Below are 22,111 nucleotides of genomic sequence, written 5' to 3' on the forward strand. Positions count from 1 at the left end.
CTCATGTTGTTTTTTGACGATGACGACGGCGGCGGCGGCGCGTATGGTCCCGACTACTCCCCGTTGAGCGGGGGGTGCCGTCGTCGTGGTAACGGCTCGGCCAAATGTTTCTTGGTTCCTGTCCGATGAAGTCAGCGATGATTCGTTCGACAGCAGGCCAAGGGCGGCCGAGTGCTTTGCGGACGGCGGAGTCCGTGTAGCCGAACTGGCGTGCGAGATCGGACAAGGAGAGGCCCTTAGTGCGGACCTCGTACTTGACCTTTTCGCGATGCCAGTCGGTTGCGCGAACCATGGGCCGCCCTTTTGAAAGCCCGCGTCTTCAGCGCGGGTTTTTTGGAGTGCAATTAGTCACGAACGTGAATTTCGAACATACATGATCGAAAATCAACTAGAAAAACGAACACGCGGCCGCCCGGTGAGCGAAACTCTGCAAGAGATTCCGTCGATGTTGATGGAAGCTCTTGTAAACGCTAGATTTTTTGACCCTTCGGCATCTCGTTCAGAGCGGTGGACAAGTCTGCCGGATGCGAGTGTTTATGATCGAAAATACCGGATAAGAGCCGCCGTAGCGCTGCTCTTAAAGCGATTTTCGAACACGAACGCGGTGGGTGATTTGCTGGGCCGCAGCTGGATCCAAGTGAAACGCTACTTGGCCTCTGGTGAGGTGCCCCATGAGGTCATCGAAGCATTAGCCGCTGCAGCAGATGTGCCATTGGAATGGCTCAGGACTGGCAACCCGGTCGCGGGCCGAGAAACGCTTCGGAGTTTGGAGCGTGCCGGACGTCCTGGCGAAGCCGCTCAATCCCTTGAGTATCAAGGAATTTTGAAACTCCGAAGAGACGAGGGTGCAGTACTGCAGGATTTCGGAGTTCCACATGAGAACCCCGAACACACGATCGAGGCCGAGGTTCCCTCAAGCGCCTATGGGCGGCTGGTGTGGATCCCGCACTATGATGTTCGGGCAGCCGCTGGAACGGGCGCATTGGTCGAGGCGGAGCACTTGGTCGGGCGCGTCCCGTTCCACGAGCTGGTGCTCCGAGGAATTCGCGCCAACCTTAAGGATTTGGTGCTCATCGAAGTGAAGGGCGATAGCATGGAACCCACGCTTGTCGATGGCGAGCCGATCCTGGTTGATCGCTCGGTACGGCATGTCCGGACTGATAGCATCTACGTCTTGCGCATCGACGCCGAACTGCTGGTCAAAAGGCTTCAGCGCCGGCTAAACGGGCCGATCTCGCTGATCAGCGACAATCCGAGGTACGTCACGCAACACCTGACCCCGCAGGAGATGGCCGGCGTAGAGATCGTAGGCGAAGTCGTCTGGCCGCCACGCCGTTAAGAGCGGCAAAAGGGCTCATTAAGAGGCTCTTATGAAGGTCTGAGCGGCACTGGACCGGCGCGCCGCTTTCTGCAAAGTCTAATGGCGGCGGCACGCCGGGGGCGGAACCTCTGCAAAACCGGGGGACGGTCGTGCTCCAGCGGCGCGCCGGCCACGAAACCCTGGGGGGCTAAGGATTATCCCACAATGTCCCGGATCGTCCCGGCCAATCCCGGTTCTCTGCAACATCAACTGTCACCTCTCATTCGGAAACGTCGCGCTCACACCCCTCTCCAACTCTCCCCCCAAGGGGCGAAAGGGCAGGTCGGCGCTTGACGATTCCGGGTCGAGCGAAGCCGCTTACTTAGGCTCCGCCCCGAAAACGAGGCAGGTGTTCTGGCCGCCGAACCCGAAGGAGTTCGAGAGCACGAAATCGACGCGCGCATCGCGCGCCACGTTCGGCACCACATCGAGCGGGATCGCGGGATCCGGCACGGCGTAATTGATAGTCGGCGGAATGCGACCCTCACCGATGGTGAGAAGCGACATCACCGCTTCCACCGCGCCGGCGGCGGTGAGCGTGTGGCCGATCATCGACTTGTTCGAAGAAATCGGCAGGCTCGCCATGCGCTCACCGAACACGGAGGTGCAGCTGGAGGCTTCCATCTTGTCGTTTTCCGGCGTCGAGGTGCCGTGGGCGTTGATGTAGCCGATATCATCAGGCGACAGGCCCGCATCGGCGAGCGCTTCGCGGATCGCGGTAATGCCGGGCATGCCGTCCGGGCTCGAGCGGGTGCGGTGGAAACCGTCGCCCTTTTCACCACAGCCGAGCACATAGCCGAGAATTTTTGCGCCGCGCGCTTTCGCCGATTCCGCGTTTTCAAGCACGAGCGCCGCGCCGCCCTCACCCATCACGAAGCCATCGCGGTTCTTGGAGAAAGGCTTTGACGCGCCGTCCGGCACGTCATTCTGCGTCGAGAGTGCCGAGAGCAGCGAGAAACGGATCAGCGATTCCGGGTTCACGGAACCGTCGGTGCCGATGCAGAGTGCCGCATTCGTCTCACCGCGGCGGATCGCTTCGACGCCGAGCTGGATCGCGGTCGCGCCCGACGAGCAGGCGGTCGAGAGCGAGATCGGCGAGCCCTTGGTGCCAAAGGTGTCGGCCACGCGGTCGGCGACCGTGCCGAAAATGAAAAGATCGTGCCACGCCTTGAACTGCCCGCCGGAGGCGGCCTTCAAGACATCCGCGTAGGTCACGTCGCCCGGCTGGCCGGAGGCCTTGGCCAGCGCCTCGCGCTGCGGCCACTCCATTTCAACCGGCGGCACGGCGATGAACAGCGCGCCGGGAAAATCGTTGAGCGCCAGACCCGATTGTCCAATCGCCTCTTCAGCCGCGAGCACGGCGAGGCGCTCGGAGAGCATCGGGGCGCAGAAGGGATCGACCTTCACATCGTCGATGGTGCCCGCAATCGTGGTGCGAAGCCCCTCGACCGGGAAGCGGCTGATACGGCGGATGCCGGATTTGCCTGCGGTGAGCGCCGCCCAGGTGTCGTTCTTGCCCTGGCCGATGGAGGTGACCACACCCATGCCGGTGACGGCAACGAGCGGGCGGCCGTGTTTGTCGTATGCCATGCCGTTCCTCCTCAACCCGCCTTGGTGACTCGCACGGCACCCTCGCCGCGCCAATGGCCCACGGACGTGACCAGCGCGTCGGAGGCCTCGCCCTTCGCAATCAAGGCCGCCGCGAGCGCCACGCCTGCCGGCGCCTGCGCCTCCATGGTGTGCCCAATGAGATCGGCCGTCGCGTGGATGGCGGCGTTCGGTGCGAGAGCTTTCAGCGCGGCCTGTTCGTCTTCGGTGATGCCCTTCACGCCGGTTGCGCCGGAGAGCACCACATCAGGCTTCGCGCCAAGCACCGCAGCCTGTGCGCGCAGCTTCTCGCCGACGCTGCCGGCGTTGCGCCGATGACGGTCCGACGTGACACCGGTGATAGCCGCAAAAGCCGTCGCGCCGCGCGCCGTGGCATGTTCACGCGATTCGAGAACGAGGAAGCACGCGCCGCTGCCCAGAATGAGGCCACCGCCATCAGCGGGACGGTCCCAGACCGGGCGATGCGGCTTCTTCCAGAGAAAGCCGCCCATTTCGTAGATCAGCAATGCATCGGGCCGCTCGGCGTTGTATGCGCCGCCGACGAGAAAGATATCGTTCTGGCCCGACGCAATGCGGGCCTGCGCCACGCGCAGCGCGTCGATGCCGCTCGATTCCTCGCCCATGAAAGTGCGCGAAGCGCCGGTGACGCCGTGAACGATGGAGATGTTGCCCGCAAGCAGATTGGAGAGCTGCGCCAGAAACAGCGTCGGACGCAGGTCGCTCATCAGGCGTTCGTTGAGAAACACGCCGGGATTGTCGGCGGAGCGCAGGCCGGTCAGGATCTGCCCGTCGACCGCATAATCGCGCTCGCCGCCGCCGGCGGCGACGACGAGATGCATGCGGCTCTTCAGGTCCGCGTCGTCCTTCACGCCCGCCGATTCGAGCGCGAGGCCGGCAGCAAAGCATCCGAGCTTCTGCCAGGGCTCCATCTGCCGCTGGTCGGCCTTTTTGGCGATCTGCTTGTCGTAATCCGGCTGCGCGACGGGGTGCACCGGATAGGGCGCGAAGGTCTCGATATCCGTGCGGGGCGCCGCGCCACTCTTGAGAGCGGCGAGATGGGCCTCGACCCCCTCGCCCGCGCAGGAGATGAGACCGATGCCGGTTACGACGACGTCACGCATTACGCATTCTCCGTCAACAGGCCGATGCGGCGCGCCTGTGCGCGCATCAAGCCGTCCATGCCCTCCGGGAAGGGCATGATCCTGAACCGCAATTCCGCATCGCAGATCGGCTTACCCTCGGCGGCGATTTTGGCCTTCGTCACCGCGTAGCCGGAGCCTTCATGCTCCAGTTGGGCGGTGACCGTGAGGACAGTACCCGGCCCGACGAAGGTGCGGAAGCGCGCCTTGTCGACGCCCATCAGGAACGGCATGTGGGTGAAGTTCATGACGCCCAGCACGAGGTAACCGGAGGCCTGGGCCATGGTCTCGGTGAGCAGGACGCCCGGGACGAGCGGATGGCCGGGAAAATGCCCCTCGAAGACGGGGCTTTCCATCGGCACGGTGGATGACACCTCGATGCGCTTCGCCTCGCGGTCGAGAAGCGTCACCCGGTCGATCATTTCAAAATATTCGAGGCGCATCCGGTACCCGAACTCAATCCTTGTGAACCAGCCCAATGAACCCATGTCGCCCGGCCGGGGTCAATCAGGGGATCGGAATCCACGAAGGGGAGTTCTTGATGGATCGCCTCTCCGAGCCGGCCGAAGGCCAGCTCGCCGGGATGGGTCTTGAGAGTTGTTAAGCGGCCTTGGCGGCGATCAGCGCTTCAATGCGCGCCACGAGGTTCTTCAGAACGAAGTATTCCTCGGCCGGAGCCTTGCCCTCGTTCACTTCCTGCGTCCACTGCTCCAGCGGCAGCTTGATGCCGAAGGCCTTGTCGATGGCGAACGCGATGTCGAGGAAGGCCAGCGAGTCGATGCCGAGATCGTCGATGGCGTGGCTTTCCGGCGTGATCTGGTCGCGCGGAATGTCGGCGGTCTCGGAAATGATTCCGGCGACGGTCTCAAAGGTGGACGACATAGCGCCGCTCTCCTGCAAATGCGTGGTCTCGACGGTGCGGCGGTGGCGGGGCTGGCGCCCGGTCTCAGACCGCTCTTTACGTCAAAGAGGGTTGTCTCGAAAGGCACCCCTTACACGAGCGGCGGCCAAGCGGCAACTGATAGGATAAGCTGGCCCCTCTACCATTAGGCGACCAAACCCCGATTTCCTCTGGGGCATGCCTGCAAAATCCGCAGAGGTTTCGGCACCTCGGGGCGAGTTAATTCGCCCTTCAAAACCACCGATTGCCGAAGAGATATTCGCCTGACCTCTTCATGATAGTATATCCTTGCAAGATTATATGTTATTCAATAACGATCCTATGCAAAGTTTGGCTTCAACGGCCTCGAGAAGATCTTCGAGTTCGGCTTGAGCCTTGAAAGCTCCTTTCATGGATCGTCGTTATGGTAAATTTTCCTGACGAATCGGCGTTTGCGGTGACGATTCCGGATGTAACGCCTCATGTTGTGGTCGACTACGCGGCTGCTTTCAACGTACAGGCACTCGCGCCCGGCTTCCCGACTTTTTCTGGCATTCCGCGCGGCAAGACCTACAGCCCTTATTACGGTGGTGAAGGCCGGGACGTGCTGAAGGGCGGAAGCGAGAGCAATGCCTATTACGGCTGGAATGGCGACGACGTCCTCTACGGCAATGGCGGCAACGACTACCTCACCGGCGAGAGCGGCAACGACAAACTCTATGGCGGGGCCGGGGACGACATCCTCAACGGCGGCGGCGACAACGACACCCTGAACGGCGGCGCGGGGAAGGACGTCTTCGTGTTCAGCACGGCGCTCGACCGGGCGAACAACGTCGACTTGATCCGCGACTTCAACGTGAAGGACGACACGATCCACTTGAGGCAGGCGATTTTCACCATACTGCCCGCGGGGATTCTTTCGGAAACCGCCTTCTGGACCGGTACCGCGGCACACACCGCCGAGGATCGCATCATCTATGACAAGGCCACGGGCTATCTCTCCTACGATCCTGACGGGGTCGGGGAAGCGCCACAGATCCTGTTCGCCAGGCTCAAGGCGGGGCTCGCTCTGACCAAGGCCGATTTCCTCGTCATCTGACCCAGCGGGAGTCGCCCCTCGTCGCGCCCTTCGATTGATTAATTCGCGCCCATCGTCGATAAGGACGCGAATTTTTCTCAACGCGACCTGCTGATCGGAACGACGTGTTCAACCGGCTCCTCAAGCCCGAAGTGCGCTACGCCCGGCGCATGGCCCGCATCGCCCGCTGGGACCGCCCCATCGAGGGCGGGGCGGGGCGCATGCGCGCCTGGGCCAACATGCTTCTGGTCGATCATGGGGTTTTCCGCCTCGTCTATCTCAACAGGCACCGGGTGTCGGATCGACTCTGGCGCTCGGCGCAGCCCGCGCCCCACCAGATCGCGCGGTTGAAGGCCGAGGGCGTGCGCACCATCATCAACCTGCGCGGCGGGCGGGAGCACGGCTCCTGGCAGCTTCAGAAGGAGACCTGCGCCAGGCTCGGCGTTCACCTCGCCGAGTTCATCGTGCGCTCACGCGAGGCCCCGAGCCGGGAAACGCTGCTCACGACCAAGGATTTTTTCGACACCATCGCCTATCCGGCGATCATGCACTGCAAGTCGGGCGCAGACCGGGCCGGCTTCGTGGCGGCGCTCTATCTGATCGTGCACGAAGGCAAGACCGTCGACGAGGCACTGGGACAGCTCTCCGTCCGCTACGGTCATTTCCGATTCTCGAAGACCGGCATTCTGGATGCGTTCTTCGAAGCCTATCGTCGCGACGGCGAAGCGAAGGGAATCCCCTTCATGACCTGGGTCGACAAGCACTACGACCCGCAAGTCCTCGAGCGGGAGTTCCGCCCCGGCTTCTGGTCGAACCTTCTGGTCGACCGCATCATGCGGCGGGAATGAGCATGACCCGAAAAAGTGGGAACCGGTTTTTCGGCAAGGTCATGCGGCGGGCGTAGCAGGCTCCGCGTCGTTGGAGAGCTGCAGTCGGTGCAGGCGGGCATAGGTGCCGCCGTTCGATACCAGCATGTCGTGCGAGCCCGTCTCGATGATGCGTCCGGCCTCCATCACCACGATCCGGTCCGCATCGCGCACGGTCGACAACCGGTGGGCGATCACGAGGGTCGTGCGGCCCTGCATGAGCTTTCTCACCGCTTCCTGCACGAGGCTTTCCGATTCCGAGTCGAGCGCGCTCGTCGCCTCGTCGAGAAGCAGGATCGGCGCATTCTTCAAGAACGCGCGGGCGAGCGACACACGCTGGCGCTCACCGCCCGACAGGCGGCCGCCGCCGGGACCGACCAGCGTGTCGTAGCCCTCCGGCATCTTCATGATGAAGTCATGCGCCGCCGCCGCCTTCGCCGCAGCCACAATCTCCTCCTCCGAAGCGTCCGGCCGTCCGAAGGCGATGTTGGCGCGCACCGTATCGTCGAAGAGCACCACGTCCTGGCTCACCACCGCGATGGCGGCGCGTAGACTCTTTAATGTCACGTCGCGCACGTCCTGTCCGTCGATGAGCACCGCACCCTCGGTGACGTCGTAAAGACGCGGCACAAGAGAGATCAGCGTCGACTTGCCCGAGCCCGAGCGCCCGACGAGTGCGGTGGTGCGGCCCGCCTCGGCCACGAGATCGATGCCGTTCAGCGCCACGACGTCGTCGCGATAGGAGAAGCCTAGATTCGCAAACCGGATTTCACCGCCCGACACGACGAGCGGCTTCGCGCCCGGCCGGTCGGTGATTTGCGGCTTCTCGTCCATCACGTCGAAGGTGCGTTGAAGCGCCGCCGCCGCCTCCTGCACGATGGCATTGAGGTTGCCGAGCGCGCGGATGGGCTGTGCTGCGAGGATCAGGGCAGAGACGAAGCCCGTGAAGTCGCCGACCGTGCTGCCGCCGGAGACGATGCGCTGACCGATGAGCACGAGAACCGCCGCCACCGCAAAACCGCCGCCCGCCTCGAGCAACGGGTCGAGCCGCCCACGTGCATTGGCAGCCTTCATCTTGAGCTTGCGCACCTCGTCGAAGGTGTTGGCCGCTTTGCCTCTGAGATAGCCTTCGAGCCCATAGGTCTTGGCGATGCGCGTGCCGGCGAGGCTTTCCGTGATCAGGCTAGCCATCTGCCCGGTCTGCTCCTGCGTCGAGATCGCCACCCGGCGCAGCTTCTTGCCGATCTTGCCGATAGGGTGCGCGATGAACGGCACCGTGGCGCCCGCAACCAGCGTCAACACCGGATCGATCCAGAGCATCGCGCCGATGAGCGCGATGATGGTCGTGACTTCGCGCAGGAAGACCGTGGAGAGGCGTGTCAGCGCCTCCTTGATGAAGAGAAAATCGGTGGTGAAGCGCTGGGTCAGCGCCGCCGGGCTCTCGCGGCCGATCTGGGCAAGATCCGCCCCGATCATGTGGCCGTAGAGGGCGGTCTGCATGTCCGCCTCGATCTTCGTCACCACCTTGTTGGTCAGAATCGTCAGGGCGAGGAGCGAAAAGCCCTTCACCGAAGTTACCGCGATGACGAAAAGCGGCCCCAGATAGATCGCCGTCTGGTCCTTGACCGAAAAGGCGTCGAAAGCCTCCTTGATCAGCACCGGATAAAGCCCCGTCGCCCCCGAAACCAAAGTGACCAGGACGAGCACCAGCGCCAACGTCCGCGCATGGGGACGCATCCAGTCCCGCCACAGGCGGCGGATCAGGGGAAGGGTATCGCCCCGAAAGAGGCTTTTGCGGGCCATAGTAACCAACTTCTGCGTCTGACTGCCGGTGGCGGTAGCATGGGGAGCCCGGAGGGGCAAACTTGGCGCGGCGGGCCTCGTGGCGCCCAAACAGCAAAAAACCGCCCGAAGGCGGTTTTTGCAAATCCAAACATTGTTTGGAAATTGGAGCGGGCGAAGGGATTCGAACCCTCGACCCCAACCTTGGCAAGGTTGTGCTCTACCCCTGAGCTACACCCGCGCTCCGCGGCGCTTGCGCCGTTGCGAGGCCGCTCATTTGCCCCAAATCGATTCACATTGCAAGAGGGTCGCTCAGAACTTTTTCGCAGGCCGCTTGAGGGCAATGAAGCAGACCGTTAGAAGCCCTTGTGTCGTGTGGAGTTTGATCGCCTTGGCCCATCTGTCCCCGCAAGAGCTTCTGGAGCGTCTCGCCGAACTCGGCATTCCCGCCGAGACGGTGGAGCACGAGCCGGTCTTCACGGTTGCCGAATCGCGCCATGTGAAGGCGCAGATTCCGGGCGCTCACGCCAAGAATCTGTTCGTTAAGGACAAGAAGGGCCGGCTTTTCCTCATCACGGCCCAGCACGAGACCGCCATCGACCTCAAGCGGACCCATGAGGCCATCGGCGCGTCGGGCCGCCTCTCCTTCTGCTCGGCGGAGCAGCTGCGAACCGTGCTTGGCGTCGAGCCCGGCTCGGTGACGCCGTTTGCGGTCGCCAACGACACGGAGAAGCAGGTTACGATGGTTCTCGACGCCAACCTGATGGAGCATGAGCGCGTGAATTGTCACCCGCTCATCAATTCCATGACGACCGGCGTCTCGCGCGAGGATCTGGTACGGTTTCTGCGCTCCACCGGACACGATCCCCTGATCATGCGCCTGCCCGAACCGCCGCCAGAATTGCCAGACGCCTCCTGACCCCCCATCTAGGAATCGACTAAAGTCCTTCACGATCGCATCCGAGGAAAACATGCTCGCCGACACGCCCTCCCCCGGGACTTCTCCCAACGACCTCGTGAAGGACACGACGACGGCCACGTTCCGTCAGGACGTGCTGACCGAATCGATGAAGCAGCCGGTGCTCGTCGATTTCTGGGCGCCCTGGTGCGGACCCTGCAAGCAGCTCACCCCCGTGCTCGAAAAGGCCGTGCAGGATGCGGGCGGCAAGGTGAAGCTCGTCAAGATGAACATCGACGAGCACCCGCAGATCGCGGGCCAGCTCGGCGTGCAATCGATTCCCGCCGTCTTCGCCTTCCAGCGCGGCCAGCCGGTCGACGGCTTCATGGGCGCGCTGCCGGAAAGCCAGATCAAGACATTCATCGAGCGCCTCGTCGGCCCGCTCGGCCCGACCGCCGTCGATGAATTGATGGCGGAAGCAGCGCAGGCTGCGGCGAACGGCGATGCCGGTGCCGCGGCCGAGCTTTACGCCGCCGTGCTGGCGCAAGAGCCGGAAAACGTCGCTGCTCTCGCCGCCCTGGCGAAGCTGCATGTGGATGTGGGCGATCTTGAGGGCGCGAAGCGCCTGCTCGACGCCGCGCCCGCCGCCAAGGCGACCGACCCCGCGATTCTCGGCGCGCGCGCCGCCATCGAACTCGCCGAACAGGCCGAGTCGCTCGGCGATGTCGCGGAACTCGTACGCAAGGTGGAGGCGAACGCGCTCGATCATCAGGCGCGCTTCGATCTCGCGCTCGCACTCAACGCGCGCGGACGGCGCGAGGAAGCGCTCGATCACCTCCTTGAAATCGCGCGTCGCGACCGCAATTGGAACGATGACGGCGCGCGCAAGCAGCTCGTCCAGTTCTTCGAAGCCTGGGGCCCGACGGACGAGATGACGCTGACAGGACGCCGGAGATTGTCCTCGATCCTGTTTGCATGACAGACTCCACCTTTTAGGAGATCGGAATGGGAATGAATGCGGTTTACCGAGGGCCAGCGGATTGCCCCACGGTTATTCCGGTCTTCCCGCTTCCGGGCGCGCTTCTGCTGCCGCGCGGACAGATTCCGCTCAACATCTTCGAGCCGCGTTATCTCGCGATGGTGGACGATGCTTTGCGCGGTGAGCGCGTCATCGGCATGGTGCAACCTGATGCTGACGGCGGCGGCACGGCGCTCGTGCCCAGGCTCTATCATGTGGGCTGCGCGGGGCGGATCACGCAGTTCGCCGAGACGGGCGACGGGCGCTATCTCATCACGCTCGTCGGAATCTCGCGCTTCCGCGTCGAGGAAGAAAAGACCTCCGCGGCCCTCTACCGCCAATGCCATGTCGATTTCGAGCCGTTCGCCGCGGATTTCGTCGCTCGCGCGGGCGAGAACGACGTCGACCGCGAGGGCGTCGTGAAGGCGCTGCGCGATTTCGTGGAGGCGGCAGATGTGCGCGTCGATTGGCGCGGCATCGAGGAGGCGCCGAACGAGGCCCTCGTCAACGCGCTGTGCATGATGAGTCCCTTCGGCGTGCGTGAGAAACAGGCGTTGTTGGAAGCACCCAATCTCAAGAGGCGCGCGGAGGTGCTGATCGCGCTGACCGAAATCGAATTGGCGCGCGGCGGCGTGACATCCGACACGCCGATGCAATAGGAATCGCAGGACATGACCGACGACGCCTCCCACATTGTCGACCCGACGCGCATCGACCCAAAACTTCTCGAACTTCTGGTCTGCCCGCTGACCAAGGAATCGCTCGACTACGATCCCGTGCGCCAGGAGCTCATCTCGCGCCGGGCGAAGCTCGCCTATCCGATCCGCGACGGCATCCCGATCATGCTGCCGGAGGAAGCGCGGCCGCTCACCGATTGAGCTAGAAGCCTCGCTCCCCAATCGCCGCCGCCAGCGCCAGCACACGCTTGGCCATCTCCGCGTGAAGCCGCTCGACCATCCTGCCGTCGACGGCAACCGCGCCCTTATGCGCGTTCTCGGGTCGCTCGAAGGCGGCGATGATGGCGCGGGCGGATTCAACCTCGGCAGGCGTCGGCGCGAAGACTGTATTTGCGGTTTCGATCTGGTTGGGATGAATCAACGTCTTGCCGTCGAAACCCCAATCGCGGCCTTGCTCGCATTCGGCGCGAAAACCCTCTTCGTCCGACAGCGCGTTGTAAACACCGTCGAGAATGTCGATGCCATAGGCCCGCGCCGCCGCGAGCGCCGTCATCAGCCAGGGCATCATCGCCGCGCGACCGGACAGAAGGCGGGTGCGCGTGTCTTTCGCAAGATCGTTCGTGCCCATGACGAAGCAGGACAGGCGCGTATCCACGTCATGCGCGGCACTGGCGATGGAGCGGGCTTCCAGAATGGCGAGCGGCGTCTCGATCATCGCCCAGACCCGCGTGCGTTCCGGCGCGCCGAACCGCCGCAACCGCGTGCCGATGGCAACCAGCGTCTCGGCCGAGGAGACTTTTGGGACGAGGACCGCATCCGGCGCGGCGCTGGCGACCGCGATCAGATCGGCCTCGCCCCAGGGCGTGTCGAGCGCGTTGATCCGCACCACCACCTCGCGCGACCCATAGCCGCTGCGCACCGCATCGCAGACTCGTTCGCGTGCCGAGACCTTCATGTCGGGCGCGACGGCGTCCTCCAGATCGAAGATCAGCGTGTCCGCCGCAAGCGTTCGCGCCTTCTCAAGCGCCCGGACATTGGAGCCCGGCATGTAAAGCGCGCTGCGGCGGGGACGAATCGGGGTCATGGCCAGACCTCCAAAGCAAAATATCGAACAACCTCAACCTTCAACGAGAATATATGCTGGCACAAGCTAGCAGGAGCGAATCATGGGACGTTGGGTCGCCGGCGTGGACGGCTGCAAGAATGGTTGGATCGTTGCTTTTCGCGACCTCGACTTTCCAGAGCGCATCGAAATTCGGATTGAGTCCGCCTTTGCAGCAGTGATCGATTGCAAAGAAAATCCTGTTGTCATCGCAATGGACATGCCGATCGGGCTCCCTAACCAAGTCGGTAGACTGGGGCGAAAGGCCGAGGAGATGGTGCGTCCGTTGCTCGGGCCTCTGAGGAATTCAGTGTTCCCGACATCTACAAGGCCTGTCGTCTATGCGAGTGACTATTCTTCCGCGATTGATCTCGCCCGAACGGGGCTTCAACCATTTGCCCCTTCGCCCGTTGCGAACGCGATTTTTCCACGGATCCGACAGATCGACTCCCTGCTTCGGGAGAGTCCTCATCTTTGTGAGCGGGTGTATGAAGTCCACCCAGAGGTGGCGTTTCGGACGATGAATGGGCAACTTTCGCTATCTGACACGAAGAGAACCCAAGCTGGCATCGATCTGCGGCGGGCGCTTTTGCGCAAGGGCGGCATTCCAAGTCGAATAGTCGAGCTAGCACCGCCAAATGGAGCAAAGATCGATGATCTGCTTGACGCGCTGGCGGCTTTGGTTGTTGCTGAACAAATAGCCCTCGGGCGAGGAAAGCCCTATCCTAATCCCCCCGAGCGCGACGATTTTGGCTTGCCTGCTGCTATTTGGAGCTTCGAGCCAGACCAAGCGTCGCCTTCCCGCCCCTCTGAGTCAGGATTTTCTAAAATTTTGGCAAACCCCACCATCACCCGCGCCGATATCGAAGCCGCCCACACCCGCATCGCGGCGCATATCCGCCACACACCGGCCTGGACCCTGCCCGGGGCCTTCGGCCACGGCGGGCCGGTGAGCCTGAAGCTGGAATTCTTGCAGCATGCGGGCTCGTTCAAGACGCGCGGCGCCTTCAACACGCTGTTGTCGAAGCCCGTGCCGGCGGCCGGCATCGCGGCGGCGTCCGGCGGCAATCACGGGGCGGCGGTGGCCTATGCGGCCAAGCAGCTCGGAGCAAAGGCCCGCATCTTCGTGCCGGAGATTTCGAGCCCGGCCAAGATCGCCGTCATCCGCTCCCACGGGGCCGAGGTCGTCATCGGCGGCGCGCGCTATGCGGATGCGCAAGCGGCTTGCGACCGCTATGTGGCGGAAAGCGGCGCGCTCCGCGTTCACCCGTTCGATGCCGACACCACCATCGCCGGCCAGGGCACGCTGGCGCGCGAATGGGAGGCGGATGCTCCTGCCCTCGATACGGTTCTTGTCGCGGTCGGCGGCGGCGGGTTGATTTCCGGCGTCGCAAGCTGGTGGGCGGGCCGGGTCAAGGTGGTCGGCGTCGAGCCGGAGGGCTCCCGTGCGCTCCACGCCGCGCTCGAGGCGGGACGCCCCGTCGATGTGGACGTGCAATCCGTCGCTGCCGACTCGCTCGGTGCGCGCAGCGCGGGCGAACTCGTCTATGCGATCTGCCGCGAAGCCGTCGACCACGTGGCGCTCGTCACCGACGACGCCATCCGCGATGCACAGGCCCAGCTCTGGCGCGACTGGCGCATCGCTTCCGAGCCCGGCGGCGCAACGGCTTTGGCCGCGCTTACCTCAGGCGCCTACAAACCCGCTTCCGGCGAACGGATCGGCATTTTGCTTTGCGGCGCGAATGTGGAACTCGCCAAACTTGACGATGCGGTGAAAAGCTTTGCGTGAAAAGTGATCGAACAGGTGGCGATCAAGGTTGCAGAGCTTAGCAAGCCACAGCCGGTGCAACATTTCCATAATCGCCGCCCGGGGACGCCCGGTACCCCCTAAGATCGGTTGAATTTGTACCGCCGATAAACTGCAATCGGCGAAGACCGGCGCGCGGATCATTCAACCGCAGGCAATACCCCATCGCACAGCCTGCTGTCCCGCTTCCGCTCGTTGAACCACTTAAATTCACGCAACACCCAAACTTCTAACGGACGCAGTTTCATTCAAGTTCACATTAGTCCGGGCCCGATTCGCCGGCACAGCCCCAGCGGCATTGCATCCGGCGTGTATTCGATTTTGCGTGGTCCATCTTCACTTGAGATCTAAGCGCGATCGCCCAAGTCCGTTTGGGAGGATGTTGGCAGCACCAAGGAGAACGGAAGATGGCGAATTCCAACGATATGAAAGGTCGAGCAATGTCCCATCACAAGTCGACGCTCGATTGGCTTTCCCTCATTGCGCCAATCAACCACGTGATCGTCGGCACCCCGCACAACGATACGCTTGCCGCGCAGGCTGACGGCGATGTGGTGTTCGGACGCGGCGGCAACGACGTCTTGAGCAGCACGTCGAACAGAACCGCACTGATTGGCGGCAAGGGTGACGATCGGTTGACCACCGACCTTCTTGTTCCTCTGCAAGACGCGAACCCCGTCCACGGCATCGCTGTCCAAATCGGGGGCGCGGGCAACGACACCCTCAACGCGACCGTGACCCTTCAAGGCGGCGACGTGACCGGCAAGGAAAGAATCCTGACCGCAGAGGTGTTCCTCGATGGCGGGAGCGGCAAAGATACGATCAACGCCATCGCGAAAGTCTCGCAGCCCGTCTTTGCGGATGTGACCGTCAAGACCGACATCATCGGTGGCGGCGGCAATGACGTCATCAATGCCGTCGCGGATGCCCGTGGCGCTCTCGCCGACAATTTCGCCCAGAATTCCATCGATGGCGGCGAGGGCAACGATCGCATTACAGCCTCCGCGTTGACGGAGTTCAATGGATCCAACGCCACCGCCATCAACATTCTCAAGGGAGGTGCGGGCAACGATATCCTTGAAGCGACCGCCATCGGCCAGGCTAACGGGACGCGGCTGGTGTCAAACTCCCTTTACGGCGGCAGCGGCGATGACATCCTGCGGGCGGTCAACGAAACGAACTCCAACTCCCGGGTTCCGGTCGGCCTCAACGAACTGTGGGGCGGTGACGGCAACGATAGGCTGGAAGCGTCCCATTCCACCGGCATGAATTCCATCACAGACGTCACCAGCAATCTGGACGGCGGGCGGGGAAATGATGTTCTCAAAGCCGTGTCCATGGTGAAGGGCGTCGTCGTCAAGGCGATGAATCATCTTGAAGGGGGTGACGGGAAAGACGTGCTGACGGCGCGCATCGAAGGCAGCTCTGCGTCCGATTTCGATGTATCAAACATCCTGAATGGCGGCTGTGGCAATGATCGCCTGGAGGCATTCATTTCCATGAGCTCGAGTTCGGGAACTCTCCGAGCCGAGAATCATCTCGATGGCGGTTCGGGAACCGACACTCTCTTGGCAACGGTCGCACCAGGCTCGATAGGTGCAAGTTTCCTGAAGGGCGGCAGCGGCGACGATCGGCTGACGGTCGTCGGCGGCACTGGAAACGTCCTGGATGGTGGAGCGGGAAAGGACACCTTGGTCGGCGGAACCGGAGATGACATGTTCTTCGGCGGAGCCGGTGCTGACGCGTTTGTCTTCGCCTCATCGAACGGACACGATACGATCCGCGACTTTGAGAATGGCAAAGACAAGATCGATCTGACCGCTCTTGCCGCGAACAATATTCACGGTTTCTCCGATTTGAACATCGATAGCGGCGGCGGCAAGAGCATCATTCATTTCGACACAAACAACGATATCACCGTCGCCGGTGTGACGAATCTGAAAGCAAGCGATTTCTGGTTCGCTTAAAACCATGTCTGCGCGGCACGCGGCTTAGGTCGCGTGCCGTCGCTGATCAGGCGGGCTTCTGGCAGTTTACCATCCACGGGATTCCGAACTGATCGACCAACATGCCGAAACGGCGGGCCCAGAAGGTTTCCTGGATCGGCATCCGTACCTCTCCGTTTTCCGCCAGCGCATGAAAGATGCGCTCCGCCTCAGTCGGATCGTCGGTGTTAATACTGACGGAGAAGCCCCTCGTTCCCTCGTAACGGTCGGGCGGCGCGTCGGAGCCCATCAGCACGTTGTCGCCGGCAACGAGGCGGGCGTGCATGATCTTGTCTTGCCATTCCTGCGGCACGTGCTCCGCCGCCGGGGTGCCGCGATGGGGAATCATGGCGACGATCTCGCCCTTGAAACAGGTCGCGTAGAACTTGAAGGCCGCCTCGCAGCGGCCGTCGAAAATGAGATAGGGGTTCATCTGCATCGTGGGCTCCGTTCGCTGACGCTTTCGCGGATAGGAGACTATGCCCGCAGCCGTTGCGAACTCGCAACCGCTCTCCCTCTCAGGAGCCGCCCCGTCTACCTCTTCGCTTCAATGGCCATCTGCACGGCGAGGCCGCCCAGGACCGTGCCCATGAGCCAACGCTGCGCCGTGATCCAGCGGGGATTGCGCGCCAGAAACGCGGCGATGGTGCCGGCCGTGATGGCGATCATGGCGTTGACGGTGACGCTGATGGCGATCTGGGTCGAGCCGAGGGTGATCGACTGCGCCAGCACATGCCCCTTCGACGGGTCGATGAATTGCGGCAGCAGGGAGAGATAGAGCATCGCGGCCTTGGGGTTCAGAAGGTTCGTCACCAACCCCATGGTGAAAAGCTTGCGGTTGCTGTCCTGCGGCAGTTGCCTGACCTGGAATGGCGAACGGCCATTCGGCTTCAGGGCCTGCCAGGCGAGGTAGAGGAGATAGGCCGCTCCGGTCAGCCGCAGCGCGTCATAGGCATACGGCACGGCGAAGACGAGCGAGGTGATGCCGAAAGCCGCGCACAGCATGTAAAAGATGAACCCGAGCGCGACGCCGCCGAGCGAGATCAAGCCCGCCACCCGCCCCTGACAGATCGAGCGGGAAATCAGATAGATCATGTTGGGACCGGGCGTGAGAACCATGCCGAGCGCAACGAGCCCGAAGGCAATGGGATTCGTGGTGTCGACGACCATCAGGCGGCCCCTTTTCGAGTTGGGCCGACAACACCATGTCGGAGTCTCAAAAATCCAATCAGTTTTGAGAATGCGAGCCATCACACAAGGACATTGTTGCGCGGTCGTGCATCGAAATGCGTCAAGAAGCGTTGCTCATCGGACCGGAAAGTGCTTCTGGAGGGACCGCAGATAAGGAGCCCGCCATGTTTCCACCCCGCCTCACGGACGGCTATCGCAGCTTCCTCGACGAGCGCTTCGCTCGCGAGAAGGGGCGCTACGAGCAGCTCGCCGAGAAAGGGCAATCGCCGGAAATCATGGTGATCGGCTGCTGCGACAGCCGCGTCTCGCCGGAGGTGATCTTTGACGCCAGCCCGGGCGAATTGTTCGTGGTCCGCAATGTGGCGAACCTCGTGCCCCCCTATGAGACGGGCGGCGACTACCACGGCACCTCGGCGGCGCTCGAGTTCGCAGTGCAGGCCCTGCGGGTGAAGCACATCGTCGTTCTCGGCCACGCTCGGTGCGGCGGCATCCGCGCCTTCGCCGACGACAGCGCCCCGCTGTCACCGGGCGATTTCATCGGTCGCTGGATGAACCTGATCGCGCCTGCCGCCGAAAAGCTCGGCCCGCGCACGGGCGATCCGGTCGAATATCAGACCAAGCTGGAATACGCCGCCATCGAGAACAGCCTGACGAACCTGATGACGTTCCCTTGCGTCCGCATCCTGACGGAACGCGGGAAGCTTCAGCTCCACGGTGCGTATTTCGGCGTCGCCACCGGCGTCCTGATGGTCCGCGATCCGGAAACGGGTGACTTCAAGCCGGCGGTCGAGGACATGCCGGACCGCATCGCGCGGATCCGCTGCTCGTAAGCGGTTTTAGAAGCTGCGCGTCACCAGCATCTCATGCACGGAATAGGTCATGAGGCCGAGCACGGCTGTGAGGCCGAGATAGATCACGCCGTATTCGAACCGCACCCGGTTGGGCACGTCGTAATACGCGCGATTTTCCTCAGCTGAGGGATCGTAGTTCCAGGCCCGCCAGACCTGCGGCGCGGCGAGAAGCGCGACCAGAAGCAGGGCCGGGCTCGGACGATAGATCAGAAGCCCCAGCATCAGCGGCGCGCCCAAAAGCCAGACCCGCGGTGAGATGATGGCCGTGATCCGCCCGCCATCGAGCGGAGACACCGGCAAGAGATTGATCAGGTTGAGGAAAAAGCCCGAATAGGCGATGGCGAGGAGCAGTTGGCTCTCCTCCGACCGTGCCCAGAAATACACCGCGAAGGCCGCCAGCGCTCCATAGAACGGCCCCGCGATGGCGACATGGGCTTCCGTTTCCACATCCATCGGCTGCTCTTTCAGCTCGATCCAGGCGCCGACGAAGGGGATGAAAGTCGGCGCGCCGACCGCAAGGCCGCGTTGGCGGGCGGCAATGTAGTGACCCATCTCGTGGATGAAGAGCAGGCCGACGAAACCGGCCGCATACCACCAGCCGTAGACCAAGGCATAAGCCGCGACGGAGATCAGCATGGTGCCGCCGGTCGTGAAGATCTTTCCGAACTTGAGACCAGCGAGAAGAAGGAGAATCAGCTTCATTGAGAAGGGGTTACGACTGCGCTGAAAGGGAGCGTTGCGCCGAGCCTATGAGTAGGTCGAGCAGGACATGCCGACGCCGACGAGAAAGGCGCAGAGTGCGAGCCGAAAAAGGCGCTTGGGCATGTCAACCACCGACGAAATAATATTTCCTTTCAACCGATAACAGCATCCCCTCGAGATCTGCAACAGAAAAACGCCAATTTAGGCCACATTTTTGACGTTGTTCCGTAGAAGTCGCCGCACCGCGATCTTTCCCGCCGAAGAAACGGATGGTTAACGCGCGTCGCGATAACCTGCGGGGTCGCGGCCCCGAAAGGGGGGCGCGACCCATCGGTTCAACCCTGAGGGTTCTTTGACCCGCCACGGCGGAAGAACTTGCCGATGGCGGCGGCGAGGGCCGCGAATCCCACGAAGATGATTTTGGCGAACTTCGCGGCGAACGCGCCGAGAAGCGCCAACCAGCCAAGTTTTTTCGCCACCGCGCCGCCGACCAGAGCGGCAAGCCCGTATTCGGCGACACGGTCGGTCGAGGCATTGAAATCCCCGTAGGCCTTGCCGTCGGTGAAGGAGACGGCGGCCAAGAGTTCCTTCGCGAACTTCTTCTCGCCCGCGATCATAGCTTGCGTCGTCACGAAGTTCAGGCTGATGTAGCCTTCGCGGCCGAGCATGTAGGTGTTGTAATTGACGGATCCATCGGGGTCGGGAGCGTTCTTTTTCACGCCGAGCACCGACCAGACCAGACGATGCGTCGCGGCATCGTAGTCCGGCCGCTCGATCCAACCCTTCAGTTCGAGTTCGCTGAAGCCGCGCTCGCGCCGTTCCCTGTTCGTTTCCTCGGTTCCCTCGCGCAGGCTGGTCAGCAATTCATCAACGTTCCAGTTCTTGGCGTCGTCGTCCTTGATATAGCCCGCCGGGATGAAGCGAGCGATAACAAACCAGTCGCCCTCGCCGTCGGATACGATGACTCCAAGGAGATCCTGCGACGGACGATTGCCCCAGGACCGCAGAAGGTCACCGGCCTCCGGCACCGGAATAAAACGATACCCCGCCGGGAGGTTCAAAACGGCCTGGGTCGAAAGCGCCACTTGGACAGGACCTGCCTTGGCAACCTTTTCCGCATTCGCCGCCGCGGTCTTCTGCTGCTCCTCGATCGATGGCGTGGCGCTCGTCTGAGCGATGCCTGCGGAGGGCATGGCGAGGATCAGGAGGAGGAGGCCCAAGAGGCCGAGACGAGAAAACCGGACGAACACAGCAGCCCCCAATTAGAACATTATTTCGTTGTAATGGTTCTGCAACTTTGGGGCGAACCCCGCAACAAAAAAGGCGGCTTGAGAGCCGCCTTTTGGTCGTTCCGTAATGTCAGGTCCGTCTTTAGGCTGCCTTCTTCTTCGACGGCAGCAATCCGCGATTGACCATCGACTCCGCGATCTGAATCGCATTGAGGGCCGCGCCCTTGCGCAGGTTGTCGGACACGCACCAGAAGGACAGGCCATTCTCGACCGTGATGTCCTCACGGATGCGGGAGATGTAGGTCGCGTCCTCACCGGCCGCCTCGTGCGGCGTGATGTAACCGCCGGGCTCGCGCTTATCGATGACGACGATGCCGGGCGCGGCACGCAGGATATCGCGCGCCTCATCCGCCGTGATCGGCTTCTCGAATTCCACGTTCACCGCTTCCGAATGGCTGATGAAGACCGGTACGCGCACGCAAGTAGCGGTGAGCTTGATCTTCGGATCCAAAATCTTCTTGGTCTCCGCCATCATCTTCCACTCTTCCTTCGTGTACCCGTCCTCCATGAACACGTCGATGTGGGGGATGAGGTTGAAGGCGATGCGCTTGGGAAACTTCTTTTCCTGCACGTCCTGGAGCGAGTAGAGCGCCTTGGTCTGACGGTCGAGTTCGTCCATGCCGTCCTTGCCGGCGCCGGAGACGGACTGATAGGTCGCGACCACCACGCGCTTGATCGTAGCGCGGTCATGCAGAGGCTTGAGCGCGACGACGAGCTGTGCGGTCGAGCAATTCGGGTTGGCGATGATGCCCTTCTTCATCGCGCGGACGGCCTCGGCATTCACCTCCGGCACCACCAGCGGCACCTCCGGGTCGTAGCGCCAGGCGGAGGAGTTATCGATCACCACCGCGCCTTGCGCCGCGATCTTGGGCGACCATTCCTTGGAAACTTCGCCGCCGGCCGACATGAGGCAGAGATCAACATCGGAGAAGTCATACGTGTCGAGCGCCTTCGTCTTCAGCGTCTTGTCGCCGAAAGACACCTCGACACCCTGGCTGCGGCGGGAGGCCAGCGCCACCACCTCATCGGCGGGGAAGGCGCGCTCGGCGAGAATGCCAAGCATCTCGCGGCCCACATTGCCCGTCGCGCCGACGACAGCAACCTTGTAACCCATTGGACTTCTCCTGTTGTCGCTCTCCCCGGGAGATATGGTGACCCTTTTCGGGTGTCGCCTCTCGCCCCGACGGGAGAGAGGACCGGGGACGACGAGGCTTAGGCGCCGGTCGTTTTCACGACCGTCGTGACGGTTTTCGTTTTGCTCGTCGTGTGGGTGAGCAGCGTCATAGCCTTCGTCCATCCGAAACCCGCTTCGGGTTCGGTCTGGCAGAAACACACCAAAGGCCAGCTTTCGTCAAGCGCTCTCTTGCGTGTCCTGGCGGATTCCCTCGCCTGTCAGCACATCCGACGAGAGGTTGAAGCGGTAGAAGACCTTGTCCTGCCTCGTCGCGCCGAGCCGCTCGTAAAACGCCTGCGCGCCGTAGTTGCCGGCGTCGGTCGTGAGATCGATGCGGGTGGCGCCGCGTTCGCGGGCATGATCCGCAAGCCAGTGCATCAGAGCTTCGCCAATAGTGCGGCCTCGCGCCTCCTCGGCGACAAAAAGCTCCTTCACGAAAAGAAGCCCCGAGAGCCGGAAACCGGGCCGTAGAATCGCGAAACAGGCAAGGCCCACCGCGCGTCCGTCGAGAAAGGCCAGGGCATAGCGCGTGCCTTCGGTCTCGCGCATCGACTGCTCGACCATGGCAAGCGTCGGCTCGATGGGCCGCGCAACCTCCGGCCCGACATAGTGCAGGTCAACGGCCCGGACCATCGCCGCGACGTCGGGCGCATCCTCGATGGCAGCAAGACGGATATGAAGCGGAAGCATGTTTGCCTCGTTAA

At 62.6% G+C, this 22,111-nt stretch carries 23 protein-coding genes, 1 tRNA gene and 1 pseudogene; 11 read left to right on the plus strand and 14 right to left on the minus strand.

Features of this window, described 5'->3' with window-relative positions; all coding sequences use genetic code 11:
* Position 1: 1 nt before the first annotated feature.
* Positions 2-292 carry a helix-turn-helix domain-containing protein gene (locus tag HB375_RS18565; protein ID WP_167671307.1) on the minus strand — a complete coding sequence of 97 codons (291 nt, stop codon included), beginning with the start codon at positions 290-292 and terminating at the stop codon, positions 2-4.
* An 81-nt stretch (positions 293-373) separates the two neighbouring features.
* Here HB375_RS18565 and HB375_RS02190 point away from each other — a divergent pair, with 81 nt between their 5' ends.
* On the plus strand, positions 374-1,339 hold the full coding sequence (locus HB375_RS02190) for a S24 family peptidase (RefSeq protein WP_167671308.1): 966 nt from the start codon (positions 374-376) through the stop codon (positions 1,337-1,339).
* A 339-nt stretch (positions 1,340-1,678) separates the two neighbouring features.
* On the opposite strand, the gene HB375_RS02195 is transcribed toward HB375_RS02190, so the two are convergent.
* From HB375_RS02195 to HB375_RS02210, 4 genes are all read right to left on the minus strand, one after another.
* The gene (locus tag HB375_RS02195; RefSeq protein WP_167671309.1) at positions 1,679-2,950 is read right to left on the minus strand and encodes a beta-ketoacyl-ACP synthase; all 1,272 of its coding nucleotides are present in this window, start codon (positions 2,948-2,950) and stop codon (positions 1,679-1,681) included.
* A gap of 11 nt (positions 2,951-2,961) precedes the next feature.
* Positions 2,962-4,089 carry a beta-ketoacyl-ACP synthase gene (locus HB375_RS02200; RefSeq protein WP_167671310.1) on the minus strand — a complete coding sequence of 376 codons (1,128 nt, stop codon included), beginning with the start codon at positions 4,087-4,089 and terminating at the stop codon, positions 2,962-2,964.
* A complete protein-coding gene (locus tag HB375_RS02205) occupies positions 4,089-4,550 on the minus strand; it encodes a 3-hydroxyacyl-ACP dehydratase FabZ family protein (protein WP_167671311.1) in 462 nt (153 codons plus the stop codon). Before HB375_RS02205 ends, HB375_RS02200 begins: the two co-directional genes overlap by 1 nt.
* A 157-nt stretch (positions 4,551-4,707) precedes the next feature.
* Complete coding sequence (locus HB375_RS02210) at positions 4,708-4,989, minus strand: acyl carrier protein (protein ID WP_167671312.1); 282 nt, start codon at positions 4,987-4,989, stop codon at positions 4,708-4,710.
* 422 nt (positions 4,990-5,411) lie between these two features.
* Here HB375_RS02210 and HB375_RS02215 point away from each other — a divergent pair, with 422 nt between their 5' ends.
* Positions 5,412-6,086, plus strand: coding sequence for a calcium-binding protein (locus HB375_RS02215; protein ID WP_167671313.1), 675 nt, complete (start codon positions 5,412-5,414; stop codon positions 6,084-6,086).
* A 104-nt stretch (positions 6,087-6,190) separates the two neighbouring features.
* The gene (locus tag HB375_RS02220) at positions 6,191-6,913 is read left to right on the plus strand and encodes a fused DSP-PTPase phosphatase/NAD kinase-like protein (RefSeq protein WP_167671314.1); all 723 of its coding nucleotides are present in this window, start codon (positions 6,191-6,193) and stop codon (positions 6,911-6,913) included.
* 39 nt (positions 6,914-6,952) lie between these two features.
* On the opposite strand, the gene HB375_RS02225 is transcribed toward HB375_RS02220, so the two are convergent.
* Positions 6,953-8,734: an ABC transporter ATP-binding protein gene (locus tag HB375_RS02225; protein ID WP_167671315.1), complete on the minus strand. Its 1,782-nt coding sequence runs from the start codon at positions 8,732-8,734 to the stop codon at positions 6,953-6,955.
* 145 nt (positions 8,735-8,879) lie between these two features.
* Positions 8,880-8,954: transfer RNA gene (locus HB375_RS02230), tRNA-Gly, on the minus strand.
* 150 nt (positions 8,955-9,104) lie between these two features.
* Between HB375_RS02230 and HB375_RS02235 the strand changes: the two genes are divergently transcribed.
* The 4 genes from HB375_RS02235 to HB375_RS02250 are packed head-to-tail and all read left to right on the plus strand — an operon-like array spanning position 9,105 to position 11,507.
* Positions 9,105-9,632, plus strand: a complete 528-nt coding sequence (locus HB375_RS02235; protein WP_167671316.1) for a prolyl-tRNA synthetase associated domain-containing protein — start codon at positions 9,105-9,107, stop codon at positions 9,630-9,632.
* Positions 9,633-9,684: 52 nt separating this feature from the next.
* Positions 9,685-10,590: a thioredoxin gene (trxA, locus tag HB375_RS02240; protein ID WP_167671317.1), complete on the plus strand. Its 906-nt coding sequence runs from the start codon at positions 9,685-9,687 to the stop codon at positions 10,588-10,590.
* A gap of 26 nt (positions 10,591-10,616) precedes the next feature.
* Positions 10,617-11,288 carry an LON peptidase substrate-binding domain-containing protein gene (locus HB375_RS02245; RefSeq protein WP_167671318.1) on the plus strand — a complete coding sequence of 224 codons (672 nt, stop codon included), beginning with the start codon at positions 10,617-10,619 and terminating at the stop codon, positions 11,286-11,288.
* A gap of 12 nt (positions 11,289-11,300) precedes the next feature.
* Positions 11,301-11,507: a Trm112 family protein gene (locus tag HB375_RS02250; RefSeq protein WP_167671319.1), complete on the plus strand. Its 207-nt coding sequence runs from the start codon at positions 11,301-11,303 to the stop codon at positions 11,505-11,507.
* Between the two features lies 1 nt (position 11,508).
* Here HB375_RS02250 and HB375_RS02255 read toward each other — a convergent pair whose 3' ends face one another.
* Positions 11,509-12,390, minus strand: coding sequence for an HpcH/HpaI aldolase/citrate lyase family protein (locus HB375_RS02255; RefSeq protein ID WP_167671320.1), 882 nt, complete (start codon positions 12,388-12,390; stop codon positions 11,509-11,511).
* 82 nt (positions 12,391-12,472) lie between these two features.
* Between HB375_RS02255 and HB375_RS02260 the strand changes: the two are divergent.
* The 3 genes and pseudogenes from HB375_RS02260 to HB375_RS02270 form a co-directional block, all read left to right on the plus strand.
* A pseudogene (locus HB375_RS02260) lies at positions 12,473-13,138 on the plus strand (DUF429 domain-containing protein); the annotation flags it as partial.
* A 102-nt stretch (positions 13,139-13,240) separates the two neighbouring features.
* A complete protein-coding gene (locus HB375_RS02265; protein WP_205800041.1) occupies positions 13,241-14,197 on the plus strand; it encodes a threonine/serine dehydratase in 957 nt (318 codons plus the stop codon).
* A 458-nt stretch (positions 14,198-14,655) separates the two neighbouring features.
* On the plus strand, positions 14,656-16,182 hold the full coding sequence (locus tag HB375_RS02270) for a calcium-binding protein (RefSeq protein ID WP_167671321.1): 1,527 nt from the start codon (positions 14,656-14,658) through the stop codon (positions 16,180-16,182).
* Between the two features lie 46 nt (positions 16,183-16,228).
* On the opposite strand, the gene HB375_RS02275 is transcribed toward HB375_RS02270, so the two are convergent.
* Together HB375_RS02275 and HB375_RS02280 are read right to left on the minus strand one after the other, a co-directional pair.
* Positions 16,229-16,639 (minus strand): VOC family protein, encoded by a 411-nt coding sequence (locus tag HB375_RS02275; RefSeq protein ID WP_167671322.1) that lies wholly within the window; start codon positions 16,637-16,639, stop codon positions 16,229-16,231.
* Between the two features lie 95 nt (positions 16,640-16,734).
* A complete protein-coding gene (locus tag HB375_RS02280; protein ID WP_167671323.1) occupies positions 16,735-17,370 on the minus strand; it encodes a LysE family translocator in 636 nt (211 codons plus the stop codon).
* Positions 17,371-17,555: 185 nt separating this feature from the next.
* Between HB375_RS02280 and HB375_RS02285 the strand changes: the two genes are divergently transcribed.
* Entirely contained in the window at positions 17,556-18,221 is a 666-nt protein-coding gene (locus HB375_RS02285) for a carbonic anhydrase (protein WP_167671324.1), read from the plus strand.
* A 6-nt stretch (positions 18,222-18,227) separates the two neighbouring features.
* On the opposite strand, the gene HB375_RS02290 is transcribed toward HB375_RS02285, so the two are convergent.
* The 4 genes from HB375_RS02290 to HB375_RS02305 all read right to left on the minus strand — a co-directional run bounded on the left by HB375_RS02290 (position 18,228) and on the right by HB375_RS02305 (position 22,097).
* A complete protein-coding gene (locus HB375_RS02290; protein WP_167671325.1) occupies positions 18,228-18,944 on the minus strand; it encodes a site-2 protease family protein in 717 nt (238 codons plus the stop codon).
* Between the two features lie 335 nt (positions 18,945-19,279).
* Positions 19,280-20,194, minus strand: a complete 915-nt coding sequence (locus tag HB375_RS02295; protein ID WP_167671326.1) for a DUF2167 domain-containing protein — start codon at positions 20,192-20,194, stop codon at positions 19,280-19,282.
* 121 nt (positions 20,195-20,315) lie between these two features.
* The gene (locus HB375_RS02300) at positions 20,316-21,347 is read right to left on the minus strand and encodes an aspartate-semialdehyde dehydrogenase (protein ID WP_167671327.1); all 1,032 of its coding nucleotides are present in this window, start codon (positions 21,345-21,347) and stop codon (positions 20,316-20,318) included.
* 237 nt (positions 21,348-21,584) lie between these two features.
* Positions 21,585-22,097, minus strand: a complete 513-nt coding sequence (locus HB375_RS02305) for a GNAT family N-acetyltransferase (RefSeq protein WP_167671328.1) — start codon at positions 22,095-22,097, stop codon at positions 21,585-21,587.
* Positions 22,098-22,111: the final 14 nt, after the last annotated feature.

The organism is Microvirga terricola (assembly GCF_011777495.1).
GTDB classification, from domain to species: Bacteria; Pseudomonadota; Alphaproteobacteria; order Rhizobiales; family Beijerinckiaceae; genus Microvirga; species Microvirga terricola.

Coding starts and splice junctions, on each gene's coding strand:
- HB375_RS18565 (WP_167671307.1), bottom strand. CDS start 292: ATGGTTCGCGCAACCGACTGGCATCGCGAAAAGGTCAAGTACGAGGTC.
- HB375_RS02190 (WP_167671308.1), top strand. CDS start 374: ATGATCGAAAATCAACTAGAAAAACGAACACGCGGCCGCCCGGTGAGC.
- HB375_RS02195 (WP_167671309.1), bottom strand. CDS start 2,950: ATGGCATACGACAAACACGGCCGCCCGCTCGTTGCCGTCACCGGCATG.
- HB375_RS02200 (WP_167671310.1), bottom strand. CDS start 4,089: ATGCGTGACGTCGTCGTAACCGGCATCGGTCTCATCTCCTGCGCGGGC.
- HB375_RS02205 (WP_167671311.1), bottom strand. CDS start 4,550: ATGCGCCTCGAATATTTTGAAATGATCGACCGGGTGACGCTTCTCGAC.
- HB375_RS02210 (WP_167671312.1), bottom strand. CDS start 4,989: ATGTCGTCCACCTTTGAGACCGTCGCCGGAATCATTTCCGAGACCGCC.
- HB375_RS02215 (WP_167671313.1), top strand. CDS start 5,412: ATGGTAAATTTTCCTGACGAATCGGCGTTTGCGGTGACGATTCCGGAT.
- HB375_RS02225 (WP_167671315.1), bottom strand. CDS start 8,734: ATGGCCCGCAAAAGCCTCTTTCGGGGCGATACCCTTCCCCTGATCCGC.
- trxA (WP_167671317.1), top strand. CDS start 9,685: ATGCTCGCCGACACGCCCTCCCCCGGGACTTCTCCCAACGACCTCGTG.
- HB375_RS02245 (WP_167671318.1), top strand. CDS start 10,617: ATGGGAATGAATGCGGTTTACCGAGGGCCAGCGGATTGCCCCACGGTT.
- HB375_RS02250 (WP_167671319.1), top strand. CDS start 11,301: ATGACCGACGACGCCTCCCACATTGTCGACCCGACGCGCATCGACCCA.
- HB375_RS02255 (WP_167671320.1), bottom strand. CDS start 12,390: ATGACCCCGATTCGTCCCCGCCGCAGCGCGCTTTACATGCCGGGCTCC.
- HB375_RS02270 (WP_167671321.1), top strand. CDS start 14,656: ATGTCCCATCACAAGTCGACGCTCGATTGGCTTTCCCTCATTGCGCCA.
- HB375_RS02275 (WP_167671322.1), bottom strand. CDS start 16,639: ATGCAGATGAACCCCTATCTCATTTTCGACGGCCGCTGCGAGGCGGCC.
- HB375_RS02280 (WP_167671323.1), bottom strand. CDS start 17,370: ATGGTCGTCGACACCACGAATCCCATTGCCTTCGGGCTCGTTGCGCTC.
- HB375_RS02285 (WP_167671324.1), top strand. CDS start 17,556: ATGTTTCCACCCCGCCTCACGGACGGCTATCGCAGCTTCCTCGACGAG.
- HB375_RS02290 (WP_167671325.1), bottom strand. CDS start 18,944: ATGAAGCTGATTCTCCTTCTTCTCGCTGGTCTCAAGTTCGGAAAGATC.
- HB375_RS02300 (WP_167671327.1), bottom strand. CDS start 21,347: ATGGGTTACAAGGTTGCTGTCGTCGGCGCGACGGGCAATGTGGGCCGC.
- HB375_RS02305 (WP_167671328.1), bottom strand. CDS start 22,097: ATGCTTCCGCTTCATATCCGTCTTGCTGCCATCGAGGATGCGCCCGAC.